At 48.7% G+C, this 23704-nt stretch carries 21 protein-coding genes; 14 read left to right on the top strand and 7 right to left on the bottom strand.

Annotated elements, in window-relative coordinates; translation table 11 throughout:
- The first annotated feature begins 13 nt into the window (after positions 1 to 13).
- The 12 genes from rsxA (at position 14) to CSD97_RS16385 (ending at position 12289) form a co-directional block, all read left to right on the top strand.
- Positions 14 to 592 carry an electron transport complex subunit RsxA gene (gene rsxA, locus CSD97_RS16440; protein WP_008663551.1) on the top strand — a complete coding sequence of 193 codons (579 nt, stop codon included), beginning with the start codon at positions 14 to 16 and terminating at the stop codon, positions 590 to 592.
- A gap of 131 nt (positions 593 to 723) precedes the next feature.
- Positions 724 to 1758 (top strand): UDP-glucose 4-epimerase GalE, encoded by a 1035-nt coding sequence (gene galE, locus CSD97_RS16435; protein ID WP_005829134.1) that lies wholly within the window; start codon positions 724 to 726, stop codon positions 1756 to 1758.
- Between the two features lie 611 nt (positions 1759 to 2369).
- Positions 2370 to 3905 (top strand): F0F1 ATP synthase subunit beta, encoded by a 1536-nt coding sequence (gene atpD, locus CSD97_RS16430; RefSeq protein WP_005829130.1) that lies wholly within the window; start codon positions 2370 to 2372, stop codon positions 3903 to 3905.
- Positions 3906 to 3924: 19 nt separating this feature from the next.
- Positions 3925 to 4173, top strand: coding sequence for an ATP synthase F1 subunit epsilon (gene atpC, locus CSD97_RS16425; RefSeq protein ID WP_034523421.1), 249 nt, complete (start codon positions 3925 to 3927; stop codon positions 4171 to 4173).
- A 41-nt stretch (positions 4174 to 4214) separates the two neighbouring features.
- The gene (locus CSD97_RS16420) at positions 4215 to 4634 is read left to right on the top strand and encodes a hypothetical protein (protein WP_005829126.1); all 420 of its coding nucleotides are present in this window, start codon (positions 4215 to 4217) and stop codon (positions 4632 to 4634) included.
- The gene (gene atpB / locus CSD97_RS16415) at positions 4618 to 5688 is read left to right on the top strand and encodes a F0F1 ATP synthase subunit A (RefSeq protein WP_008663554.1); all 1071 of its coding nucleotides are present in this window, start codon (positions 4618 to 4620) and stop codon (positions 5686 to 5688) included. Before CSD97_RS16420 ends, atpB begins: the two co-directional genes overlap by 17 nt.
- Positions 5689 to 5744: 56 nt before the next feature.
- Positions 5745 to 6002: an ATP synthase F0 subunit C gene (gene atpE / locus CSD97_RS16410; RefSeq protein WP_005829122.1), complete on the top strand. Its 258-nt coding sequence runs from the start codon at positions 5745 to 5747 to the stop codon at positions 6000 to 6002.
- A 95-nt stretch (positions 6003 to 6097) separates the two neighbouring features.
- A complete protein-coding gene (gene atpF, locus CSD97_RS16405; RefSeq protein WP_005836994.1) occupies positions 6098 to 6604 on the top strand; it encodes a F0F1 ATP synthase subunit B in 507 nt (168 codons plus the stop codon).
- Positions 6605 to 6615: 11 nt separating this feature from the next.
- Positions 6616 to 7176, top strand: a complete 561-nt coding sequence (locus tag CSD97_RS16400; RefSeq protein WP_098032731.1) for a F0F1 ATP synthase subunit delta — start codon at positions 6616 to 6618, stop codon at positions 7174 to 7176.
- Positions 7177 to 7309: 133 nt separating this feature from the next.
- Complete coding sequence (gene atpA / locus CSD97_RS16395) at positions 7310 to 8893, top strand: F0F1 ATP synthase subunit alpha (RefSeq protein WP_087332616.1); 1584 nt, start codon at positions 7310 to 7312, stop codon at positions 8891 to 8893.
- A 121-nt stretch (positions 8894 to 9014) separates the two neighbouring features.
- Complete coding sequence (locus CSD97_RS16390; protein ID WP_044467776.1) at positions 9015 to 9905, top strand: F0F1 ATP synthase subunit gamma; 891 nt, start codon at positions 9015 to 9017, stop codon at positions 9903 to 9905.
- A 167-nt stretch (positions 9906 to 10072) separates the two neighbouring features.
- On the top strand, positions 10073 to 12289 hold the full coding sequence (locus tag CSD97_RS16385) for an AAA family ATPase (protein ID WP_098032730.1): 2217 nt from the start codon (positions 10073 to 10075) through the stop codon (positions 12287 to 12289).
- A gap of 52 nt (positions 12290 to 12341) precedes the next feature.
- Here CSD97_RS16385 and CSD97_RS16380 read toward each other — a convergent pair whose 3' ends face one another.
- From CSD97_RS16380 to CSD97_RS16360, 5 genes are all read right to left on the bottom strand, one after another.
- Positions 12342 to 13244 (bottom strand): SDR family oxidoreductase, encoded by a 903-nt coding sequence (locus CSD97_RS16380; protein WP_098032729.1) that lies wholly within the window; start codon positions 13242 to 13244, stop codon positions 12342 to 12344.
- 25 nt (positions 13245 to 13269) lie between these two features.
- Complete coding sequence (locus CSD97_RS16375; RefSeq protein WP_022400749.1) at positions 13270 to 13866, bottom strand: hypothetical protein; 597 nt, start codon at positions 13864 to 13866, stop codon at positions 13270 to 13272.
- A gap of 100 nt (positions 13867 to 13966) precedes the next feature.
- On the bottom strand, positions 13967 to 14773 hold the full coding sequence (locus CSD97_RS16370) for a hypothetical protein (RefSeq protein WP_098032728.1): 807 nt from the start codon (positions 14771 to 14773) through the stop codon (positions 13967 to 13969).
- Positions 14774 to 14794: 21 nt separating this feature from the next.
- The gene (locus tag CSD97_RS16365; RefSeq protein WP_022400751.1) at positions 14795 to 15517 is read right to left on the bottom strand and encodes a response regulator transcription factor; all 723 of its coding nucleotides are present in this window, start codon (positions 15515 to 15517) and stop codon (positions 14795 to 14797) included.
- 73 nt (positions 15518 to 15590) lie between these two features.
- Positions 15591 to 17285, bottom strand: a complete 1695-nt coding sequence (locus CSD97_RS16360) for a HAMP domain-containing sensor histidine kinase (RefSeq protein WP_022400752.1) — start codon at positions 17283 to 17285, stop codon at positions 15591 to 15593.
- A 201-nt stretch (positions 17286 to 17486) separates the two neighbouring features.
- Between CSD97_RS16360 and CSD97_RS16355 the strand changes: the two genes are divergently transcribed.
- Both CSD97_RS16355 and CSD97_RS16350 read left to right on the top strand, forming a co-directional pair.
- On the top strand, positions 17487 to 19640 hold the full coding sequence (locus tag CSD97_RS16355; protein WP_005837004.1) for an outer membrane beta-barrel family protein: 2154 nt from the start codon (positions 17487 to 17489) through the stop codon (positions 19638 to 19640).
- A gap of 115 nt (positions 19641 to 19755) precedes the next feature.
- The gene (locus tag CSD97_RS16350) at positions 19756 to 21426 is read left to right on the top strand and encodes a formate--tetrahydrofolate ligase (protein ID WP_005829089.1); all 1671 of its coding nucleotides are present in this window, start codon (positions 19756 to 19758) and stop codon (positions 21424 to 21426) included.
- A 105-nt stretch (positions 21427 to 21531) separates the two neighbouring features.
- On the opposite strand, the gene glyA is transcribed toward CSD97_RS16350, so the two are convergent.
- On the bottom strand, positions 21532 to 22812 hold the full coding sequence (gene glyA / locus CSD97_RS16345; protein WP_009038485.1) for a serine hydroxymethyltransferase: 1281 nt from the start codon (positions 22810 to 22812) through the stop codon (positions 21532 to 21534).
- Positions 22813 to 22914: 102 nt separating this feature from the next.
- Positions 22915 to 23685: a porin family protein gene (locus CSD97_RS16340; RefSeq protein ID WP_008663573.1), complete on the bottom strand. Its 771-nt coding sequence runs from the start codon at positions 23683 to 23685 to the stop codon at positions 22915 to 22917.
- Positions 23686 to 23704: the final 19 nt, after the last annotated feature.

The raw sequence follows: 23704 nt of genomic DNA, 5'->3' as shown, positions 1-23704 counted from the left end.
TAATTTAATGATTATGGAATATATATTGATATTTATCTCGGCAATCTTTGTAAACAACATCGTATTGTCGCAATTCTTGGGAATTTGCCCGTTCTTGGGAGTTTCCAAGAAAGTGGAGACTGCATTGGGCATGTCGGCGGCGGTGGCATTCGTGCTCACCATCGCCACTATCGTGACATTCCTTATTCAGAAGTATGTGCTCGACGCTTTTGATTTGGGCTATTTGCAGACTATTACCTTTATCCTGGTGATTGCCGCATTGGTGCAGATGGTAGAGATTATCCTGAAGAAAGTTTCTCCTTCTCTGTATCAAGCCTTGGGCGTGTTCCTGCCGTTGATTACTACCAACTGCTGTATTCTCGGTGTGGCTATCCTTGTTATCCAAAAAGATTATGATTTGCTGACGGGAGTGGTTTATGCATTCTCCACGGCACTTGGTTTCGGCTTGGCACTGACACTGTTTGCAGGCCTGCGCGAGCAAATGAGCCTGGTTAGTGTACCGAAAGGTATGCAGGGTACTCCGATAGCTTTGATTACTGCCGGACTGCTGGCAATGGCATTCATGGGCTTTTCGGGGGTTGTGAAGATTTAAAGAAGAAAAACCGGAAATAAAGTGGAAGGGGGATAAACTAAAATTTATCCCCCTTTTTCTGTTTTTATTAATTTATTTCCTTACATTTGTGGCGTATTGATAACCTAAAAGCTAAATTATCTATATTTAATATGAAAGGGAAAATCTTAGTTACGGGTGGAACCGGTTATATTGGTTCTCACACGGTGGTGGAACTTCAAAACGCAGGTTATGAAGTTGTTATTATTGATAATTTGTCAAACTCCAGCGCAGATGTTGTAGATAACATAGAGAAGGTATCGGGCATCCGCCCTGCATTCGAGGAATTGGATTGCTTGGATTATGCCGGTCTTGACGCTGTGTTTACCAAATATAAAGGCATTAAAGCCATCATTCACTTTGCGGCCAGCAAGGCTGTGGGTGAATCTGTCCAGAAACCATTGCTTTACTATCGTAATAACCTGGTTTCACTGATAAACCTGCTGGAATTGATGCCGAAGCATGGAGTGGAAGGTATCGTATTCTCTTCTTCCTGCACAGTTTACGGCCAGCCGGACGAACTTCCGGTAACGGAAAAGGCACCTATTAAGAAAGCTGAGTCTCCGTATGGAAACACGAAGCAAATCAATGAAGAGATTGTACGTGATACGGTTGCTTCCGGTGCTCCGATAAACGCCATCTTGTTGCGTTACTTCAACCCGATAGGTGCACACCCCACAGCATTGTTGGGAGAGTTGCCTAACGGTGTACCGCAGAACTTGATTCCTTATCTTACCCAGACCGCTATCGGCATCCGTGAGAAACTGAGCGTGTTTGGTGACGATTATGATACTCCCGACGGTTCTTGTATCCGCGACTTCATCAATGTAGTCGATTTGGCCAAAGCACACGTAGTGGCTATCCACCGTATCTTGGAGAACAAGCAGAAGGAAAAAGTGGAAGTATTCAATATCGGTACAGGTCGTGGACTTTCCGTATTGGAACTGATTAATGCTTTCGAAAAGGCTACCGGTGTAAAACTGAACTATCAGATAGTAGGTCGGCGTGCCGGTGATATTGAGAAGGTATGGGCAAACCCGGAATTGGCAAACAATGAACTGGGTTGGAAGGCAGAAACAAGTATTGAAGATACTTTACTTTCTGCATGGAAATGGCAGTTGAAGCTTCGTGAAAGAGGTATTCAATGACAAACTTTGAATTTGTGTTTTTTAACAAATAGGCAATAAACAAATGCCTCCCCGCATTTGTTTATAATGTGCAAATCAGCCTGAAGCTGTTTATGTATATGTGAATATCCGTAACTAGTACGTATGCCTCCCCGGCATAGACAGGTAAGATTGCATAGTAGTTTTGTCGTGTTTTATTTTGTGTTTGTGTTGTGAATAAGCCTTGTCGAGAGACAAGGCTTATTTTTTGTATATTATATACAGAACCTCTGTTGTCAATTCAGTGTTTTTTTCATAAGATGGGTGGGCAATTCCTTTTTCTTGCTAATTGTTAACTGACGTTATCATGTCTGTAACAATTTGTTCCAATTGTAGTATTAATCGTTCAAAATAGTCTTTTTTGTTCAAAAAATGCTATACACGGTAACAACTACATGCAAATTGTTTATACATTTGCGTTGTTGTTTATGTAACTATTGGGATGAACAAACCATAGCTGACAAACGTTAATAGGTACGAGTACATAGCTGATGAAAGACGCGACTTGGCTGACTTGTTAATGAGGATACACGCGACTTACAACTTAGTATTGGGAAAAATAATTAAGGAAATATAGAATAAAAAGATTGCTTATGTCACAGATTGTCGGACATATCTCACAGGTAATCGGGCCTGTAGTAGACGTCTATTTCGAAGGAACGGAGGCAGAAATGATGTTGCCGAGTATTCACGACGCACTGGAAATAAAAAGGTCGAACGGCAAAAGACTGATTGTAGAGGTACAGCAGCACATTGGTGAAAACACGGTGCGTACTGTTGCTATGGACAGTACGGACGGCCTGCAGAGAGGAATGACAGTGCATCCGCTGGGAGGCCCCATCACCATGCCGATAGGTACACAAATCAAAGGCCGCCTGATGAACGTTGTGGGCGACTCTATCGACGGCATGAAGGAGTTGGACCGTACCGGTGCTTATCCCATCCATCGCGACCCCCCTAAGTTTGAAGATTTGACTACCGTACAAGAGGTGCTTTATACAGGCATCAAGGTTATCGACTTGCTGGAACCATATAGCAAGGGCGGTAAAATCGGTCTGTTTGGTGGCGCCGGTGTAGGCAAGACGGTGCTTATCCAAGAGCTCATTAATAATATTGCGAAGAAGCAGCACGGCTTCTCTGTGTTTGCCGGTGTAGGAGAACGTACACGTGAAGGCAACGACCTGCTGAGAGAAATGATTGAATCCGGTGTTATCCGTTACGGAGAAGAATTCAAGAAAGGTATGGAGGAAGGCCATTGGGATTTGTCCAAAGTAGATTATGACGAAGTGGCCAAATCACAAGTGTCTTTGATATTCGGTCAGATGAACGAACCTCCCGGTGCGCGTCAGTCCGTGGCATTGTCTGGGTTGACGGTGGCCGAGTCCTTCCGTGACATGGGAGCGGAGACGGACGGTCCGCGTGACATTCTGTTCTTCATTGATAATATCTTCCGTTTCACCCAAGCCGGTTCCGAGGTTTCGGCCTTGCTGGGCCGTATGCCTTCTGCCGTAGGCTATCAGCCGACACTGGCAACGGAAATGGGTGCCATGCAGGAGCGTATTACCTCTACAAGAAACGGCTCCATCACTTCCGTGCAGGCTGTATATGTGCCTGCCGATGACTTGACGGACCCGGCACCTGCCACAACGTTTACCCACCTCGATGCCACCACGGTGTTGAGTCGTAAGATTACTGAACTTGGTATTTATCCTGCTGTGGACCCGTTGGAATCTACTTCACGCATTCTCGACCCACACATCGTGGGGGTAGAACACTACGAAGTGGCACAACGTGTAAAACAAATATTGCAACGCAACAAGGAATTGCAAGACATTATCTCCATCCTTGGTATGGAGGAACTCTCTGATGCCGACCGTACGTTGGTGAACCGTGCACGTCGTGTGCAGCGTTTCCTTTCACAGCCGTTTGCCGTTGCCGAGCAGTTTACGGGTGTCCCAGGTACAATGGTTTCCATTGAGGACACTATCAAAGGCTTCAAGATGATTCTTGACGGAGAGGTGGACTACCTGCCCGAACCTGCTTTCTTGAATGTGGGAACCATTGAAGAAGCCATTGAGAAGGGTAAGAAACTGCTGGAGCAGGCAGGGGGAAAAACGATTAAAAATTAAAAGTCTGGGAGCTTTGATGATGAAAAAGTTGCATTTGAATATTGTTTCACCGGAGAAGGAACTCTTCAACGGGGAAGTGGAAAGTGTTACATTGCCGGGCACTATGGGCTCTTTTTCTATCCTGCCGCAGCATGCACCGATTGTATCATCGTTGGGAACGGGGAAATTGATTTACGCAACGGACGGTGAGGAACATGAGTTGGATATTCAAAGCGGATTCGTGGAGATGAGTAACGGAAGGGTTGCCGTCTGTATAGAACAGCAATAGGCTATTAAAAAATTAAAAATTAAAAAATAGAGGTTGTTGGCGTGACTATTACTAAGAGAAACTACTTATTGCATACAGCGCTCTTGACGGTATTGATAGGAATTGTAGGCGGTTGGGCGTATTTTTCGATAAATCCGCATCACTATTTCGGCGGTTATCCGCTGATTCCGCTTTTCTTCTTTGTTTTCGGAGTATTCATGATTAATATGACCGAAAGCTGCCGTCACCGGATGCCAGGACGAATGTTGCAGATTTATCTGCTGATGCGTGTGATGAGAATGCTGGTCTCCATGATTGTGATGCTGGTTTATTGCGTTGCAGTACGTGAGGAAGCCAGGGCGTTTTTGTTGACGTTTATAGCCAACTATCTGATATATTTGATTTATGATTCCTGGTTCTTCTTCACTTTTGAGGCGAATCGGAAACTGAAAAAGAAAAGTAACAATGAAAAGATTGCGTAACATACTGACTGTAGTTCTGCTGGCACTGGGCATGTTGCTACCCGCCACGGTGCGGGCCGAGAATACGGTGGACGTGAAGGAGATTGTCTTCGGGCATATCGGCGATTCTTACGAATGGCACATCACGACGTGGGGCGAAACTCACGTTACGATTCCTTTGCCGGTAATAGTGCATAGCTCTACCACCGGATGGCATGCCTTTCTATCCTCACGTCTGGAGGAGAACGGTGGAAGTTATGAAGGCTTTTCCATCGCTCCCGCAGGAAGCAAGTACGAAGGCAAGCTGGTGGAGTATGATGCCACCGGAAACGAAATACGCCCGTTGGACATCTCCATCACGAAGGTGACACTGGCTTTGCTCATCAACAGCGCATTGCTGCTTCTCATCATTTTGAGTGTGGCGCACTGGTATCGCAAGCACCCGCAGGGAAGTGCCGCTCCCGGTGGTTTCATCGGGTTTATGGAGATGTTTATCATGATGGTGAACGATGATATTATAAAGAGCTGTGTCGGTCCGAAGTACCGTAAATTCGCACCTTACTTGCTGACGGCCTTCTTCTTTATTTTCATCAACAACATTATGGGGCTGATTCCTTTCTTTCCCGGAGGGGCCAACGTGACGGGAAATATAGCCATTACGATGGTATTGGCCATCTGTACTTTCTTGGCCGTGAATATCTTTGGAACCAAGACTTATTGGAAAGATATCTTTTGGCCGGATGTGCCCTGGTGGCTGAAGGTACCGGTCCCCATGATGCCGTTTATCGAGTTCTTCGGTATTTTCACCAAACCGTTTGCTTTGATGATACGTCTTTTTGCCAATATGCTGGCAGGGCACATGGCAATGCTGGTGCTTACCTGCCTGATATTCATCTCGGCCAGTATGGGACCTGCTTTGAACGGAACGCTGACCGTGGCATCGGTGTTGTTCAATATCTTTATGAATGCACTTGAGTTGTTGGTTGCCTTTATCCAGGCATATGTGTTCACCATGCTGTCAGCCGTGTTCATCGGTCTGGCGCAGGAAGAGCATAAGGAGAAGGCGGTGAAGTGATACGATTATTGGGAATATAAATATTAATAAAAATAACCATTTAAAAACTGAAAGTTATGTTACTATCTGTATTATTGCAAGCTGCTGCGGCAGGTGTGGGAGTTAGTAAACTGGGTGCAGCCATTGGTGCTGGTTTGGCTGTTATTGGTGCTGGTGTAGGTATTGGTAAAATCGGCGGTTCTGCTATGGAGGCCATTGCCCGCCAGCCGGAAGCATCCGGAGATATCCGTATGAACATGATTATTGCCGCTGCCTTGATTGAAGGTGTTGCTTTGTTGGCAGTAGTTGTGTGTTTATTGGTATTCTTTTTATAATGTACAATCTACCATTTACCATTTACAATTTGTCCGTGCAGCATCACCGCGCAGCCAAATTGTAAATCGTAAATTGTCAAATAGTAAATAAAATTATGTCATTGTTATTACCCGATAGTGGTCTGCTGTTCTGGATGCTCCTTTCATTCGGTGTGGTGTTTGTGGTGCTTGCCAAGTACGGTTTTCCCGTTATCACCAAGATGGTGGAAGGTCGCAAGACCTACATCGACCAGTCTTTGGAAGTGGCACGCGAAGCAAATGCCCAGCTCTCCAAACTGAAAGAGGAGAGTGAAGCGTTGATTGCTGCTGCCAACAAAGAACAAGGACGTATTCTGCGGGAGGCGATGCATGAGCGTGACAAGATTATCGTCGAAGCACGCAAGCAGGCGGAAGCCGCCGCGCAGAAGGAGCTGGACGAAGTTAAAAAGCAGATACAGCAAGAGAAGGAAGAGGCCATCCGCGATATTCGCCGCCAGGTGGCAGTCTTGTCCGTAGATATAGCCGAGAAAATTATCCGCAAGAATCTGGACGAGAAACATGAGCAGATGGAGATGATAGACCGGATGTTGGATGAAGTGCTGGCCGCAAGTAAAAACAATTAATTCTCAAAGAAATGGATATAGGAATCGTTTCGATGCGTTATGCGAAAGCATTGATGGAATATGCCAAGAGCATGGGGGCAGAAGATACTCTGTACAAGGAGTTTTGTATGCTCGACCGTAGCTTCAGGAAACATCCCGATTTGCGCATGGCATTGGAAAACCCCATCCTGACGATACGTGAGAAGTTAACACTTATCTGTACCGCTGCTGTGGGGGATGCTCCTGCGAGCCGTGAGTTTGCGCGTTTCATGACCCTGGTGTTGAAGAACCGGCGGGAAAACTTTCTCCAGTACATCTGCCTGAGTTTTCTGGATTTGTACCGGAAAGACAAGCATATCGGTGTAGGAAAGCTGATAACAGCCGTTCCCGTCAGTCAGGAAGTGCGGGAGCGCATCCATGACAGTGCTTCCTCCCTGCTGCATGCCAGCATGGAGCTGCAGACTGAAGTGGATCCCTCCATTGAAGGTGGTTTTATCTTCGACATCAACGACTTCCGTCTGGATGCCAGTATTGCTACGCAGCTTAAGAAAGTGAAACAGCAGTTCATTGATAAGAATAGAAGAATCGTGTGATTTACGATTTGACAATTTACAATTTACTTATTTAATAGTCTTGTGATGCGTAAGTTGTAGAGGTCAAACAGTATATGATTCGGGTTCTTTCAAATAGTAAATAGTAAATTGTAAAATAGTAAATACTAAGATGTTGTCTGAAAATATAAAAGTAAGCGAAGTCTCCGATATTCTCCGCAAGCAACTGGAAGGGATTGACACCCGCGTACAGTTGGACGAGATTGGCACGGTACTGCAAGTCAGTGACGGTGTAGCCCGTATCTATGGGTTGCGCAATGCCGAAGCCAACGAGTTGTTGGAGTTCGACAACGGCATCAAGGCCATTGTGATGAACCTCGAAGAGGATAATGTGGGTGCTGTGTTGCTTGGCCCTACGGATAAAATCAAGGAAGGCTTCATTGTAAAGCGTACCAAGCGTATTGCTTCCATCATGGTGGGAGAGGGTATGCTGGGCCGTGTAATAGACCCTCTGGGTGCGCCGCTCGATGGCAAAGGACTGATAGGCGGAGAACTTTATGAAATGCCGCTGGAACGCAAGGCGCCGGGAGTTATCTTCCGTCAGCCGGTGAATCAGCCGCTACAGACCGGTCTGAAGGCTGTGGATGCCATGATACCTATTGGCCGCGGACAGCGTGAACTGATTATCGGTGACCGCCAGACCGGTAAGACGGCCATTGCCATCGATACCATCATCAACCAGCGTGCCAATTTTGAAGCTGGTGATCCGGTGTATTGTATTTATGTAGCCATTGGTCAGAAAGGTTCTACCGTTGCCTCTATCGTGAATACCCTGCACCAGTACGGTGCGATGGACTATACCATTGTGGTGGCTGCTACGGCGGGCGACCCGGCTGCATTGCAGTATTACGCTCCCTTTGCAGGGGCTGCCATCGGAGAGTATTTCCGTGATACCGGCCGTCATGCGCTGGTGGTCTATGACGACTTGTCCAAGCAGGCGGTGGCCTATCGTGAAGTGTCTCTGATTCTGCGCCGTCCATCAGGACGTGAGGCCTATCCGGGTGATATCTTCTATCTGCACTCCCGTTTGTTGGAACGTGCGGCGAAGATTATCAGCCAGGAGGAAGTGGCACGCGAGATGAACGACCTGCCGGACAGTCTGAAAGGCAAGGTGAAAGGTGGCGGTTCGCTGACTGCATTGCCCATTATCGAAACTCAGGCAGGAGACGTGTCCGCCTATATCCCAACGAATGTGATTTCAATCACTGACGGGCAGATATTCCTTGATACGAACCTCTTCAACCAGGGTAACCGTCCGGCCATTGACGTGGGTATCTCTGTGAGCCGTGTGGGTGGTAATGCCCAAGTCAAGGCTATGAAGAAGGTGGCAGGTACATTAAAGATTGACCAGGCACAGTACCGGGAGCTGGAAGCGTTTACCAAGTTCAGTGGCGATATGGACCCCGTGACGGCATTGACCATCGACAAGGGACAGAAGAATACACGCCTGCTGGTACAGCCCCAATACAGCCCGATGCCGGTAGAAAAGCAGATTGCCATTCTTTATTGCGGCACGCACGGCTTGTTGAGGAATGTTCCTTTGGACAAGGTCAGCGAGTTTGAACGCAACTTCCTTGAGTCTCTTGAGATGAACTATCGCATGGAGGTACTCGACGTTTTAAAGACGGGTGCCATCAATGACGATGTCTGCAAGAAGATTGAGGAGACAGCAGAGGCGGTTGCAAGGCAATTCATGTAATTTACGATTGGACGATTTACGATTTACGATTGGGGCTACTCTATATGGTAAGTGGTAAATCGGCTGCAAGCAAAAGTAACTTCAATCGTAAATCGTAAATAATTAAATCGTAAATAGATATATGTCTTCACTGAAAGAGGTAAAAAATAGAATAAGCTCCGTCAAGAGTACACGCCAGATAACATCGGCTATGAAGATGGTGGCATCTGCCAAACTGCATAAGGCGCAGGGGCGGATTGAGAATATGCTGCCTTATCAACGGAAGCTGAATGAGATTCTGACGAACTTTCTGCGTACGGATGCTTCCTTCGAGTCGCCCTATACCGAGAAAAGACCCGTGACGAGAGTAGCGGTTGTGGCGTTTTCGTCCAATAGTTCCTTGTGCGGTGCATTCAACTCGAATGTGGCGAAGATGCTGGAACGGGCTTTGGAAGATTACCAGTCGCTGGGCAAGGAGAATATTCTGATATATCCCGTTGGGAGAAAGATGGAGGAAGCCGTCAAGAAAATGGGATATGTGCCGCAAGGCAGCTACCAGGTGATGGCAGACAAGCCTTCGTACGTTGAAGCGTATGAGCTGGCAGAGAAGTTGATGCATGAGTTTGTGGAAAAGCAGATTGACCATGTGGAGCTGATTTACCATCACTTCAAATCGATGGGTTCGCAGGTGCTGCTCCGCGAGAATTATCTGCCCATTGACCTGACGCAAGTAGCGCAGGAGGCGGCAGAAGATGTACCGGAGGATGCCCGCAGTTTTAATAATGATTACATTGTGGAACCTTCCGTCGGCGAACTGATAGCGGAACTTCTGCCAAAAGTGTTGAGTCAGAAGATATTTACCGTGCTTCTCGATTCCAATACTTCGGAACATGCTGCCCGTATGCTAGCCATGCAGACGGCGACAGATAATGCCAACGAGTTGATTCAAGATTTGACGAAACAGTATAACAAGAGCCGTCAGCAGGCCATTACGAATGAGCTGCTCGATATTATCGGCGGTAGCTTGAAATAGTCCGGATTGCCCCGTAAAGGGCTTTCTCAGGATGGGTACAAATAAATGGAATAATAGGACAAGGATAACGAAATAAGCGTTATCTTTGTCCTATTATCATATATGGCTACTGATGAAATCCGTATCATTCTGAGAGAGAGCGGATTGGTTGAATAATAAACATATCAATGGAGAATAATCCCGAAATAGCGCTTGCATGGCAATTCATTGAAAACACAGGCACTCATCTTTTTTTGACCGGCAAGGCAGGTACCGGTAAGACAACTTTCCTGCGAAAACTGAGGGCAGAGAGTCCGAAACGGATGATTGTACTTGCACCGACGGGAATTGCCGCTATCAATGCAGGCGGTGTCACCATCCACTCCTTTTTCCAAGTACCTTTCGCTCCTTATGTGCCCGAAAGCTCATTCAGCGCAGATGGCAAGGCAACCTACCGTTTTCGTTACGGGAAAGAGAAAATCAACATTATACGCAGCATAGATTTATTGGTCATCGATGAAATCAGTATGGTCCGTGCCGACTTGCTCGATTCGGTGGATGCCGTCTTGAGGCGGTTCCGCGACCGGAACAAACCCTTTGGCGGCGTGCAACTGCTGATGATTGGCGACTTACAGCAGCTGTCTCCCGTAGTGAAAGACGATGAGTGGCAGATGCTGTGCAAATACTATGACACGCCTTATTTCTTCTCCAGCCAGGCCTTGAAGCAGACGGAATATTGCACCATAGAACTAAAGAAAGTCTATCGGCAGAACGATGGGACTTTTCTTGAATTACTGAACCGCATTCGCGAAAACCGTTGTGACGGGCAAGTGCTGGAAGCCTTGAACCGCCGGTATATTCCCAATTTCGTACCAGATAAAGAAGAAGGATACATCCGCCTGGTGACCCACAATTATCAGGCCCAACGGATTAATGACCATGAGCTGGAACAACTTCCGGGACGCTCGTATGCCTTTCGTGCCAAGATTGACGGAAAGTTTCCCGAATATTCCTATCCCACGGATGAAGTACTGGAACTGAAACGCGGTGCCCAGGTAATGTTTGTGAAGAACGACATCTCCGGTGAGCACCGTTACTACAATGGCATGATTGGAGAGGTGACAGCCGTGTCGGCAGATGGAATTGAAGTGCGCAGTAAGGGAAGCGACGCTACCTTCTTACTTCAAGAGGAAGAGTGGACGAATGCCAAATACGTGCTTGATGAGGAAACCAAGGAGATTACAGAAGATATTGAAGGAACATTCCGGCAATATCCGCTGAAGCTGGCGTGGGCGATTACCATTCACAAAAGCCAGGGACTGACGTTTGAACGTGCCGTGATTGATGCCAGTGCCTCCTTTGCGCATGGGCAGACCTATGTGGCTCTGAGCCGCTGCAAGACATTGGAGGGAGTGGTGCTCAGTGCCCCGCTTTCTGCAAAGGCCGTTATCAGTGACCATGCAGTAGATACCTTCACGATGGAGGCACGGAGAAACGAGCCGGACGAGAAACGCTTCCGTTCCTTGCAGCAGACCTATTTCCTGGAACTGCTGTCGGGCCTGTTCGATTTCCAGCCCATGGAGCAGGCTTTGCGGCGGTATGTGCGGCTGATAGACGAACACTTGTACAAGCTCTTTCCCAAGCAACTCGCAGCCTGCAAGGAGGAAGTGGAACGTTTTCACGACAAAGTGACGAAAGTGGCCCAGAAGTTCGGTATCCAGTATACCCGCCTGATTGATACTGCGCAGGACTATGCAGCCGACCCGACTTTGCAGGGGCGCATACACGCTGCCGCCACTTATTTTCAAGAGCAGTTGCAACCGCTGGATGCGGTGATGGCGAGTGCGGTAACTTCTGATAATAAAGAGTTGAAGAAGAAGCTCCGGGATGCCATGGAGGAGCTGGAGGAAATGTTTGACTTGAAGACTGATTTGCTGGATTATGTGCTGGAGAATGGTTTCCATGTGGCAGAATACTTGAAGCAGAAAGCACTGCTTTCCATTGATGATTCGGCTTTGCAGAAGGGTAAAGGCAAAGGGAGAAGTGCCGCTGCCAAAGAAGGGCAGGGAAGCAGTAAGCAGGCTGATAAAGAGAAACGTCCGCGTGAGCGGAAACGCGATGCTGCGGCTGTTGAAGTACCCACGGATGTGTTGCATCCGGAACTTTACAACCGCTTGGTGGCATGGCGCAATGCAGAAGCTTCCGCGTTGGGGTTGCCCGTATACACCGTCATTCAGCAGAAGGCAATTCTGGGTATCAGCAATCTGCTCCCTTCGGATAAGGCTATGCTTGTACGCATTCCGTATTTCGGAAAGAAAGGGGCGGAGAAATATGGAGATGTGATTCTGGAGATGGTACGTGTGTATCGCAAAGAGAAAGGACTGGCAGAGCCGGAGTTGCTGTAGTCGAATCTGCTGCCATCCTCAACCTGCATCATTTACCATCCGACTGCATCATTTACCATCCGAACATCTGCTTTATTCCTTCTTCCAGCGTGCGCGGCTGATACCCCAGTTCCCGGCTTGCCTTTTCTATACTCAGCCCGCTGAAACGGGGACGTGGCGTCTTTTCATTCATCTCCTTCGTAGTGACGGGACGGATGAGCGAGCGATTCAGCCCCAATACGTCCGCTACCCGATAAGCGATGTCTGCAATGGTCAGGCACTCGCTGCCACAGAGATGATAGATACCGTTTTGCGGATGACTTATTAGCTTCTCCACTCCTTGCGACACGTCTCCCACGAAGGTGGGCGTACGCCATTGGTCGGATACGACGAACACTTCCTCATTGTTCCTTAATCTGTTTGCCACCAGTTGGAGCACATTTCCATGCTGTCCGGGCAGGGCGGCACCGTACACCACCACTACGCGCACGATGGCATAATCCCTGCAAACGGCAGCGATACGTTTCTCACCTTCCAGTTTGGTGTAGCCGTAATAATTAACGGGAGCGGGAATATCCTCCTCCGTATAGGGTCGGTCCGTATCACCACCGAAAACGAAGTCGGTGGAAAGATGGATAAAACGGCTGCCTCCCGCCTCACAGCATTCTGCCAGATGCTCCACGGCAGTAATGTTGACGGCATCCGCTTCTGCATGGTGCGTTTCGCAATAATCGGGGACGGAGAGGGCGGAGGTATTGATTACAACATCCGGCTGTACTTCCTGGAAAAGTTTTTCCACCGCCTGGCGGTTGCATATATCCGTGCGGATAAAGCGATAGTTGCCCGAATGGGGACAGATGTCGTCGTGCAGGGAACAGCCCGTTGTCTGATAAAACACGTTGTGGGACAAATCATCCAGGATGCGTCTGCCGGTAAAACCGTTGGCGCCTATCACCAGTATTTTCTTTCTTGTCATTGATTCTGTTGTTAAGTGATGGGCATCAATAGGGCACGTGTCTGCCCTGCTGTACCTCGATGCGTATGCCAAAGGATCCGTTGGCTGATTTCAGCTCGAACGCCCCTTTGAAATTGTTCTTTTCCCAAGGCAGTGCGGAAGGGTTGGGCACTTTCCAGCCGTCCTTGTCATATTCGCCGTACGTATGGATGCGCATGCCGTTCTTCAAAGTGAAACTTCCCATTTGCAGGTTGTCAGTAGAGCCCCAGAAGCCCGTCAGTCCGAAGGGATTCGAACTGAAATACCGGGAGTTGCTGAGTGAGAATATGTTCGAAAGACCTTGTGAATAAGTCACGTTCGGGTTCAACTGGAAGATGCGGCTATAGTCTTTGCTGGCATCCGGTATCTCCAAAGTGAATTTGGGAAGAGTGGGGGTGGACAGATTCATCAGCCCCATATCCAGCAGGAAGCCGTCGTAATTCTTCACGTCCGGCAGAAGCTCCTTTTCAGACGGAGACATGCCTTCGGGAGACGCTTCGCCACGTACAGCGGTACGTACCGTATCGGCAGGCATCCCACTCTGTGCGCTGACGGACGATATGCCTGCAAGTAAAATGATGATGCAGAAGAAGATTCGTTTCATAGTTCTTTGTTCACAATTTCAGTTGCTGTCTGCCGCATAGGGGCAGACTGAACAAAGATACTCGTTTCCCTCTATTTCCGGAAATATCTTTGTATTATTTCTATTTCTTTATACGAATGGTAGGGGCGAAGACGGGCGAAGTCACCCATTTCATTTTGGTGGGGTCGTAGCTCCGTTCCAGGCCTCCGTTGAGGTCGAGCCAGTCCGTCACTTTCAGTTCCAGTACCATGCCATAACCGCTTTGCGGATACATCGGGTTCATATATCCATGAAAGGAGTTACTTCTCCCGTAGCCCGAATACTGGCCGAAGGCATGTAGACGCATGTAGGGATTGATGCGGTAGGATACGGAGGCATTGTAGCCTATGTCCCATTGAGTACCTCGGGGGGCATCCCTTTTGGCATACTGGGCACCGGTAATGGATGAAGGTTGGGAGATGGAATAATGGGCGGCATATACCCCTCCGCTCAATTCCCAATGTCCGTCGGGACTGTAATAAGTAACTCCTGCGCCAGCCTGCATGATGGAGCCCATTGCAGGATAGGTGTTATGGCTGCCGTACATCGTCAGTACGACTTCCGGCGAGAGCAGGAAATCGGCGAAACGCTGGAAGTCCCATTCAAAGATGTTTTTCTGAAAGTGTATCTTCTTCATGTCCGTCCAGGGCAGGGGCTCCACATTGTCGGAGGGAGGGAGATGGAGATTTATCTCTTCCTGCTGTTCGCCCTGCAGACTTTGTTGGGGCTGGCTTTCATCAAGGCCCGTACGCTTGTTCTCTTTTGGAGAAAAGGGAATCTGCTCTTTCTTTACGGGAGGCCGGTTCTTTATTGTGTCTTCCGGAATCTCGCTCTGTGCATAGGCGCAGAGTGAGGAACAGATAAAAGTAATGAATAATAACTTTCTCATAAATAGTAGTTTAGTTTTAGTTTAGTTCACTATTAGTTTATATCCTATTCCCCGCACATTGACGATACGGATGCGCTCGTCTCCGGCCAGTTTATGCCGCAGTTTGGTGATGAACACATGCAGGCTGCGGGAGTTGAAGAAGCTGTCGTCTCCCCAGAGGTCGAGCAATACATTCTGGGTGTTGACCACCTGGTTACGGTTCTCGCAAAGACGTTTCAGTATCTCGGACTCGCGGTGGGAGAGTTCCACTTCCGTATCCGCGTTAGGTGAAGTCGGGGTGCTGCCTGCAAAAGCAAGTCGTTGAGTGACGGAATTGAAACGGTAGTCACCGATTTCAAAAACGGTAGTTTCTTTGGGCTTTTCCTCTGTAAAGGAGAAAGCTTTGCCTACCAGGGCCTTTATGCGGATAATGAGTTCCTGCATTCCGAAAGGCTTTTTCAGGTAGTCGTTGGCACCCAGCTCAAACCCTTCCACCACATCGTTGATGGTGGAGCGGGCGGTAAGGAACAGTACCGGGGTCTGTTTGTCGGTCTGCCGGATGCGGCGCACCATTTCAAAGCCGTCCATGCGGGGCATCATCACGTCTGCCACCAGCACGTCGGGACGGAGGTCGAAGAACTTGCGCAATCCCTCTTCACCGTCTGCTGCGGTGTGGATGATGAAGTTCTGTCCTTCCAATGTGTCCTTGATAATCATGGCGAGGGTCTGTTCGTCCTCAACCAGAAGTACAGTTATCTTTTCCATAATTGTCGCTTTTGTTACAAGTAATGTAAAGCTCCTTAACAAGTAATGTAAAGTACCCTAACAAATAATGTTATCATATCCTTATCGTAAAGGTACTTCCTTTTCCCAACTCACTCTTTACCGATACGCTGCCACCATGCTTCTCTATCATGGTCTTCACATAGAACAATCCCAGCCCATAGCCTTTCACATCGTGCAGATTACCCGTGGGTACGCGGTAGAATTTGTCGAAGATGTGCTTCTGCTTCTCGGGAGCAATACCGATACCGTGGTCGCTGACGGAGATTTCGGTCTGTTCATTCTGCCCTTCGACGGTTACCTTGCGGCAATGGATGGCCACTTCGGCTTCTCCGTGCGAATATTTGATGGCGTTGTCTATCAGGTTGCTGATGATGTTGCTGAAATGCGTACGGTCGGCAAGTACGCTCAAATCTTCCGGTTCGATGTCCACCGATATGTGGACGGAGCTTTCCGCTTTCAGCTTGTGTTGTTCGATGAGCGTTTCCAGAATATCACGTATTGCAAACTCCTCCGGGTGCAGGCGGAAAGTCCTGCGGCGTTCCATACTCATGGAAAGTATCTGTTCAACCAGTCCACTGAGGCGCTGAAGCTGTTCCTGGCAGATACGCAGGTATTTGTCGCGTTTGGCCTTTTCCTCCGCTTGGTTGAAGTTGAGCAGAGCGTCGTTGGCGGCATATGCTACGGCGATGGGGGTTTTCAGTTCGTGGGTGATGTTGTTGGTGAAATCGCTCTTCATCTCTTCCAGTGTCTTCTGTTTCAGGATGGTGCGTATCAGGAACCAGAAGGAGAAAGCGAGTACGATCAGAATAACGAATGATGTGGTGAGAATGCCCGACATCTGTCGCAAGACCAACATGCCGGCCGGTTCCATGATGAGACGGTAGCTTTGATTTGTATTGATGTCGAAAGAATAATTATATTCCACGGCTTTTGAGGTAGGCACATAGCCGGGGGTACCGATGTTTACCAATGTATCTATATAGAGAATGGTAGAGTCCCATTTGCTGCCTTTGTGAAGATGTAGCAGCCTATGGGGAAGATTGATGTTACGGTCATGCAGGAATGAAGTCAGCAGGCTGTCATAAAGCACTACGTCGGGGTCGGAAATGATGTCCAGTCCCGAATGCAGTCCGCGCTGGAGGTAGGTGGCGAGTTCCAGCATACTGTTTTGGTCGCGCAAAATCACATCCAGTCCCCCTTTGGCACTCAATGCGGATTGGGGAGAGCTGTCTGAGTCCTTGACTGCTTCTTCCAGACGCTCTCGGGCAGAATCGGCAGACATCCAACGGACTTTATCCGTTTCTCTATGCTGGTCGATGAAAAGCACACTGTCCTCTTTGGTGAGCAAAGGAACGTTCTTCCTGACACTGACTTCCACGCGGGTTGAATCGTTCGGGTGGGTCACGTAAACACTGTCTCCTTTGGGCATGAAGGTTTCGTGCAGGGTGGTGTTGTCCAAAGAATCTTCACGGGAGATGGTGGTACTGCTACGGACAAATGATTTTCCGTCATCGCTGTATCCGGCTGATACGCTGACTTCACCGTGGTTTATGTCGTCCTGCTTCATTTTATCCACGCGTATCATCATTTCGTTATAGTCGCTCATGCGCATGGCTTCGGTGATGTCCCTTTCCATTTCACTGTGCATGGTATGGTAGAGCCCCGTCAGCCAGTAGGCTTGGTAGGCGAAGATGCCGGCCAGGGAGACGATGACAAGTATGGCAATATATTTGAATGGCAGTTTCATGTTTGTTTCCGGTTACTTTTATACATACAAAGGTAAGATTAATATTGTGAACCCTATCATCCGATAAGACTAAATAACACTCCCGATAACACTGGATAACACTTGGTAAGCCGCTGATAACACAAGTTTCTGCTGATTCTGCCGTACTTTGCAGACGAAGATTTGCAGAAGAAGAATATAAACATAAATAAAAAGAAGAACATGAAACGATTCTATTTACTCCCTATTGTATGCTGTGCTTTGAGCATCAGTCTTTCGGCACAAGAGAACAACGGCACTGCAACCACCTCCGGTGCAGACGACAACCGCATCCTCAGCGCCGACAGCCTTATCACGACCGATGCCCGTCTGGACAGTCTTTATCAGACCTTGCCGGAAGTGATGATTACCGGCGAACGCCCCATCGTAAAGGCAGCGCAAGGCAAGCTGGTGTACGACCTGCCCCGCCTTATCCGGAACCTCCCCGTAGACAATGCCTACGATGCCGTGAAAGAGCTTCCCGGCGTCATCGAGATGAATGGCGGGCTGCAGTTGGCAGGCCAGGGAGTCACCGTTATCCTGGACGGCAAAGTAACCACCCTCAGCACCGAGCAGCTCTATTCCTTGCTGCGCAGCATCCCTGCCAGCCGCATAGAGAAGGCGGAAGTGATGTACAACGCCCCTGCACGCTACCAGGTGCGTGGCGCACTGATCAATATCACCTTGAAACAATCGGCAGGCGGCCCAGACTCCTGGCAAGGCGAACTCTATGCCAAGTATCGCCAGAAGCATAACGAAGGCTTTGAGGAACGCGCCAGCCTGCTCTTCAGCAAAAATAAATTCTCAGCAGATTTTCTTTACTCGCACAGCCATGGCCGGGGCTACTCTACTACCGACAAAGAGGCTGTGCACACCCTGGCAGACGGCTCGGTTCACCCCATGACAACATATGAGGTGGGCCGTGGCCGCAGCCATACCCATAATTTCAGGGTAGGGGCGGACTATAACATCGCCAAGGACCATCAGCTGAGTTTCGTCTATAACGGTGGCTATTCCACCTCCCACAACTGGACGGGCGTGACGGGCACGCAGGTGTCCACAACTCATGGCAATAGCACCGACTGGCTGCACAACGGCCGTCTGGACTATCGTACCCCTTTCGGCCTCAAAGCCGGTGCCGAACTGACCTACTACCGTTCCCCGTCCGACCAGTTGCTGCATAGCCGCATGCAGGATGAGGAACTTGACTTCTACACCGAAGATTGCCAACGCATCAACCGATGGAAATTCTTTCTGGCCCAGGAGCACAGTCTGGGAAAAGGTTGGGATTTGAATTACGGAGCCATCTATACTACCAGCATCGACAACAGCTACCAATATTATTACGACCCCGAAACCGGCGAACAACTGACCTCCTCAGATGCCTTAAGCAATATGAAGTCCCGCCGCCGCGAACAGACCTGGAATATCTATGCAGGTTTCAGCAAGAGTTTCGGCGACAAACTCGCTTTGGACGCTTCCCTGGCTGTGGAGCATTACAAGACTCCCGTCTGGAACCAGTGGGACTGGTATCCCATCGTCAACTTGAACTATATGCCGTCACCGGGACATATCCTTCAGCTCTCTCTGAGCAGCGACAAGGACTATCCCGACTACTGGGCGGTGCAGGATGCCGTCTCTTACATCGGTGGCGGATACTCTGAACTGCATGGTAATCCGTTGCTGAAACCGGCGCAAGAGTATGAGCTTAAAATGACCTATATTTTGAAGAGCAAATACATCTTCAGCGCTTGGTTCAACCATACCAAGGACTACTCCGTACAGACGCTCTACCAATCTTCCGAACGTCTGGTTGAAATCTACAAGACACTCAATTTTGATTATCAGCAACAAGCAGGTATACAAGCCTCTATACCGTTTAAGGTGAAGAATTGGTTGAATTCTCGTCTTACCCTCATCGGCTTGTGGCATCGCGAAAAGGATGGTGATTTCTGGGATATTCCTTTCGATAGAAAGCAATGCTATGGCATTGCCCAGATGAACAATACTTTTACTCTCTCCACCAAACCCGACTTGAAGCTGACGGTGACCGGATTTGTGCATAGTAAAGCCATTCAGGGCATCTACGACCTGCCTACGTCGGGCAATGTGAATATTGCCCTGCGCTACGGCTTCGCCAAGAACAAAGCCATTCTCAACCTCTATTGCAACGATATTTTTGAGACGGGACAGATTTCTCCCCGCATCCGTTTCAAGACGCAGAATGTGACGAATCATTACTCATGCTTCCGCGAATTCGGCGTATCGTTCACCTATAAATTCGGTGGATATAAGGAGAAGCAACGGGAGGCAGTGGATACGTCGCGGTTCAAATAGATAGAAGATGCAGGTGGTCAGGTGAAAATACGGTATTCTTTTGTACTTTGCCACATCTTTCGTACTTTTGCAACTTTCAAAACATTAAAGTTGTTATTTAAAGAAAAGACTCTGTATGAAATCGGACATTGAAATAGCCCGCAGCATAGAGCTGAAGAAGATAAAGCAGGTGGCTGAAAGTGTGGATATCCCGCGTGACGAAGTAGAGAACTATGGCCGTTACATAGCCAAGATTCCTACGCATCTGATTGATGAAGAGAAAGTGAAGAAGAGCAATCTGATACTGGTGACGGCTATCACGGCTACGAAAGCGGGTATCGGTAAAACAACCGTGTCCATCGGGCTGGCATTGGGGCTGAACAAGATTGGCAAGAAAGCGATTGTGGCTTTACGCGAACCCTCGCTGGGTCCTTGCTTCGGCATGAAAGGCGGTGCTGCCGGTGGAGGATATGCCCAGGTGCTTCCCATGGAGAAGATAAACCTGCACTTTACGGGCGACTTTCACGCCATTACCTCCGCACACAACATGATTTCCGCTTTGCTCGACAATTACTTGTACCAGCATCAGGCAGACGGCTTCGGACTGAAAGAAATCATCTGGCGGCGCGTACTTGATGTGAATGACCGTTCCTTGCGGAGCATTGTCACCGGATTGGGACCGAGCACCAACGGCATTACTGAGGAGTCGGGCTTCGATATTACCCCGGCTTCCGAAATTATGGCTATTCTCTGTCTGGCAACAGACCTCGACGACCTCCGTCGCCGTATTGAAAATATTATTCTGGGATTCCGTTTCGATGGTACTCCTTTCACAGTGAAGGAGTTAGGAGTAGCCGGTGCCATTACCGTACTGTTGAAAGATGCTATCAACCCCAACTTGGTACAGACTACCGAAGGCTCTGCTGCTTTTGTTCATGGAGGACCGTTCGCAAATATTGCCCATGGTTGCAACTCCATTCTTGCCACAAAAATGGCCATGACATTCGGCGATTATGTAGTGACGGAAGCCGGTTTCGGAGCTGACCTGGGTGCGGAGAAGTTCTACAACATCAAGTGCCGCAAGAGCGGCCTACAGCCCAAGCTGACGATAATCGTTGCTACCGCACAAGGACTGAAGATGCATGGCGGTGTCAGTCTGGACCGCATCAAGGAACCCAATATGGAAGGACTGAAAGAGGGCTTCGGCAATCTGGACAAACATGTACGCAATTTGCGTTCATTCGGCCAGCAGGTCATCGTGGCATTCAACCGTTTTGCCAGTGATACGGACGAGGAGGTGGAAGCTATCCGCCGCCATTGCGAAGAAAAGCTTGAGGTAGGTTTTGCCGTGAACAACGCCTTTGCCAAAGGAGGAGAGGGAGCCGTTGACCTTGCCAATCTGGTAGTAGATACTATCGAGAACAAACCATCCGAACCGCTGACCTTCACCTACGAAGAGAGCGATTGCGTGGAACGTAAAATAGAAAAGGTAGCCTGCAACCTCTACGGGGCAAGCGTAGTGACTTACAGTCTCCACTCCCGCAAGGTTATCAAACTGATAGAGCAGATGGGTATCAGCCATTACCCCGTCTGTATCGCCAAGACGCAGTACTCCTTCTCTGCCGACCCGAAGATATACGGTGCAGTCAACAACTTTGAGTTCCACATCAAGGATATTGTGGTCAATAACGGTGCGGAAATGATTGTAGCCATCGCCGGTGAAATTCTCCGTATGCCGGGATTACCCAAGAAACCACAAGCCGAACACATTGATATTGTGGACGGAAATATAGAAGGGCTGAGCTAAACGCGCGGAGCGCGTTTAGAATTAAAAATTAAAGGCTGCGCAGTTCAAAGCGAACATTGCGCAGCCTTTAATTTTTAATTCTTAATTTTTAATTCTGTTTGCTTATTAATAAGCAAACAGCGGGTATTCTTTCATCTTCGCATTGACGTGTGCACGTACCTCTGCGATGACTTGTTCGTTGTCTACGTTGGACAGAACGGTTTCAATCATCTCGGCAATTTCGAGCATCAGGTCTTCCTTGGCACCACGGGTTGTGATGGCAGGAGTACCCAGACGGATGCCGGAAGTCTGGAAAGCCGAGCGGCTGTCAAACGGAACCATGTTCTTGTTTACGGTGATGTCGGCAGATACCAACGCCTTCTCGGCAACCTTACCGGTCAAATCGGGATATTTGCTGCGCAGGTCTACCAGCATGGAGTGGTTGTCCGTACCGCCGGAAACGATGGTGAAGCCACGGTCTATCAAGGCTTGTGCCAGGACAGCGGCGTTTTTCTTCACCTGCTTGGCATATTCTTTCCATTCCGGTTGCAGGATTTCGCCGAAGGCAACGGCTTTGGCTGCGATGACATGTTCTAGCGGACCACCTTGGATACCGGGGAATACGGCTGAATCCAGCAACTGGGACATCATCTTGATTTCTCCCTTCGGAGTTTTCTTGCCCCAGGGGTTGGGGAAGTCCTTACCCATCATGATAACGCCACCGCGAGGACCACGCAGAGTCTTGTGGGTAGTGGAGGTCACGATGTGGGCATATTTCACGGGGTTATCCAGTTCACCGGCTGCAATCAGTCCGGCAGGATGAGCCATGTCAATCATTAGGATGGCACCTATCTTGTCCGCGATTTCGCGCATGCGCTTGTAGTCCCATTCGCGGGAATAAGCAGAACCGCCGCCGATAATCATTTTGGGTTTCTCGCGCAGGGCAACTTCTTCCATCTGGTCATAGTCCACACGTCCGGTTTCCTGGTTCAGATTGTATTCGCAGGGAGTATAGATAATACCGGAAGTGTTGACCAGTGAACCATGGGAGAGGTGACCGCCGTGTGCAAGGTTCAGTCCCATGAATTTGTCGCCCGGATTGAGCACGGCGAGGAATACGGCTGCATTGGCTTGTGCACCGGAGTGCGGCTGTACGTTGGCCCATTCTGCGCCGAAAATCTGTTTCAAGCGGTCGATGGCAATCTGCTCACTCTGGTCCACTACCTCACAACCACCATAGTAACGCTTGCCGGGGTATCCTTCAGCATACTTGTTGGTGAGGCAGGAGCCCATTGCCTGCATAACCTGGTCACTTACAAAGTTCTCTGATGCAATCAGTTCAATGCCTTTGAGCTGACGTTGGTGTTCTTTTTCGATAAGTTCGAAAATTAAATCATCTCTTTTCATTCTGCTTATTAGATAAGTTTGATAAATCTGTGTTCTCTTATTAAGCGCACAAATTTACGGGAAATAAATGAATAAATTGAAAGAAAAGGAAGAAATTTACTGTCAAAAGAACACTCCGAAAGAAAAACTCAGCACATTGTCCCTGCGGTGAAAACGGATTTCGTTTTTCGTGTTTTCGTCTGCAGCGTTGTTGTCGGCCGGAATATCGTATGTCACGCTTTTGGAGATGTTATGCAGCCCCATGTCGTAACGGAAGTCGAAAAAGACGCGTGAGATGGTGACGGATACGCCGACGGTGAAACTGAGATTGAGCGGACGCAGCCTTTCACGGATATTCACCTGGTCGAAATTCTCGAAGTCGATGTCACTTTTCCTGTCCCATATATAGCGCACTTTGGGTCCTCCAAAGACGGCAAGGCTGTACGGCCCCTCCTTGATGAAGTTGTATCCGTAGATGACGGGGATGTCTATACTGTGGATGGACGATGTAATGGAGGCTTCCTCCAGCCGGGCTCCTGATGCGGCGTCTTCGGGCAGAGGTTTCTCGAAGGTGATGTTGCACCGGTTGATGTTGTAGGATATTTCCGGTTGCAGGAAGTGGCGATCGAAGTTTATCCGCATGAAAAGGGAGCCGAAATATCCTATCTTGTAATTGTTCTGCACTTCGTCGATGGGCACTCCGTTGACGCTGAACTGGGATACAAGGAACAAGGAAGAGGTGAAACCGCCTTTGAAACCGAAATTGACCGGAGTTTCCTTGCGGTGTCCGGAATGCTCTTCGTCGGCAGTACCGGGCACAACCGGAGTCTGTCCCCACATCATGGCGGGGAAGGCCAACAGATATAAGCCCATCAAGATTCGTCGCAACTCCATCTCTTAAAACCTTTATCGC

This window comes from Bacteroides sp. AR29, from assembly GCF_900217715.1.
GTDB lineage: Bacteria > Bacteroidota > Bacteroidia > Bacteroidales > Bacteroidaceae > Bacteroides > Bacteroides uniformis.
Note: the sequence above shows the minus strand (reverse complement) of the source record. Positions and strands in the feature narration are given on the sequence as shown.

What these genes read in the sequence shown, in the direction of transcription:
- rsxA (WP_008663551.1), top strand. Translation starts at nt 14, where the DNA reads ATGGAATATATATTGATATTTATCTCGGCAATCTTTGTAAACAACATC.
- galE (WP_005829134.1), top strand. Translation starts at nt 724, where the DNA reads ATGAAAGGGAAAATCTTAGTTACGGGTGGAACCGGTTATATTGGTTCT.
- atpD (WP_005829130.1), top strand. Translation starts at nt 2,370, where the DNA reads ATGTCACAGATTGTCGGACATATCTCACAGGTAATCGGGCCTGTAGTA.
- atpC (WP_034523421.1), top strand. Translation starts at nt 3,925, where the DNA reads ATGAAAAAGTTGCATTTGAATATTGTTTCACCGGAGAAGGAACTCTTC.
- atpB (WP_008663554.1), top strand. Translation starts at nt 4,618, where the DNA reads ATGAAAAGATTGCGTAACATACTGACTGTAGTTCTGCTGGCACTGGGC.
- atpE (WP_005829122.1), top strand. Translation starts at nt 5,745, where the DNA reads ATGTTACTATCTGTATTATTGCAAGCTGCTGCGGCAGGTGTGGGAGTT.
- atpF (WP_005836994.1), top strand. Translation starts at nt 6,098, where the DNA reads ATGTCATTGTTATTACCCGATAGTGGTCTGCTGTTCTGGATGCTCCTT.
- CSD97_RS16400 (WP_098032731.1), top strand. Translation starts at nt 6,616, where the DNA reads ATGGATATAGGAATCGTTTCGATGCGTTATGCGAAAGCATTGATGGAA.
- CSD97_RS16390 (WP_044467776.1), top strand. Translation starts at nt 9,015, where the DNA reads ATGTCTTCACTGAAAGAGGTAAAAAATAGAATAAGCTCCGTCAAGAGT.
- CSD97_RS16385 (WP_098032730.1), top strand. Translation starts at nt 10,073, where the DNA reads ATGGAGAATAATCCCGAAATAGCGCTTGCATGGCAATTCATTGAAAAC.
- CSD97_RS16380 (WP_098032729.1), bottom strand. Translation starts at nt 13,244, where the DNA reads ATGACAAGAAAGAAAATACTGGTGATAGGCGCCAACGGTTTTACCGGC.
- CSD97_RS16375 (WP_022400749.1), bottom strand. Translation starts at nt 13,866, where the DNA reads ATGAAACGAATCTTCTTCTGCATCATCATTTTACTTGCAGGCATATCG.
- CSD97_RS16370 (WP_098032728.1), bottom strand. Translation starts at nt 14,773, where the DNA reads ATGAGAAAGTTATTATTCATTACTTTTATCTGTTCCTCACTCTGCGCC.
- CSD97_RS16365 (WP_022400751.1), bottom strand. Translation starts at nt 15,517, where the DNA reads ATGGAAAAGATAACTGTACTTCTGGTTGAGGACGAACAGACCCTCGCC.
- CSD97_RS16360 (WP_022400752.1), bottom strand. Translation starts at nt 17,285, where the DNA reads ATGAAACTGCCATTCAAATATATTGCCATACTTGTCATCGTCTCCCTG.
- CSD97_RS16355 (WP_005837004.1), top strand. Translation starts at nt 17,487, where the DNA reads ATGAAACGATTCTATTTACTCCCTATTGTATGCTGTGCTTTGAGCATC.
- CSD97_RS16350 (WP_005829089.1), top strand. Translation starts at nt 19,756, where the DNA reads ATGAAATCGGACATTGAAATAGCCCGCAGCATAGAGCTGAAGAAGATA.
- glyA (WP_009038485.1), bottom strand. Translation starts at nt 22,812, where the DNA reads ATGAAAAGAGATGATTTAATTTTCGAACTTATCGAAAAAGAACACCAA.
- CSD97_RS16340 (WP_008663573.1), bottom strand. Translation starts at nt 23,685, where the DNA reads ATGGAGTTGCGACGAATCTTGATGGGCTTATATCTGTTGGCCTTCCCC.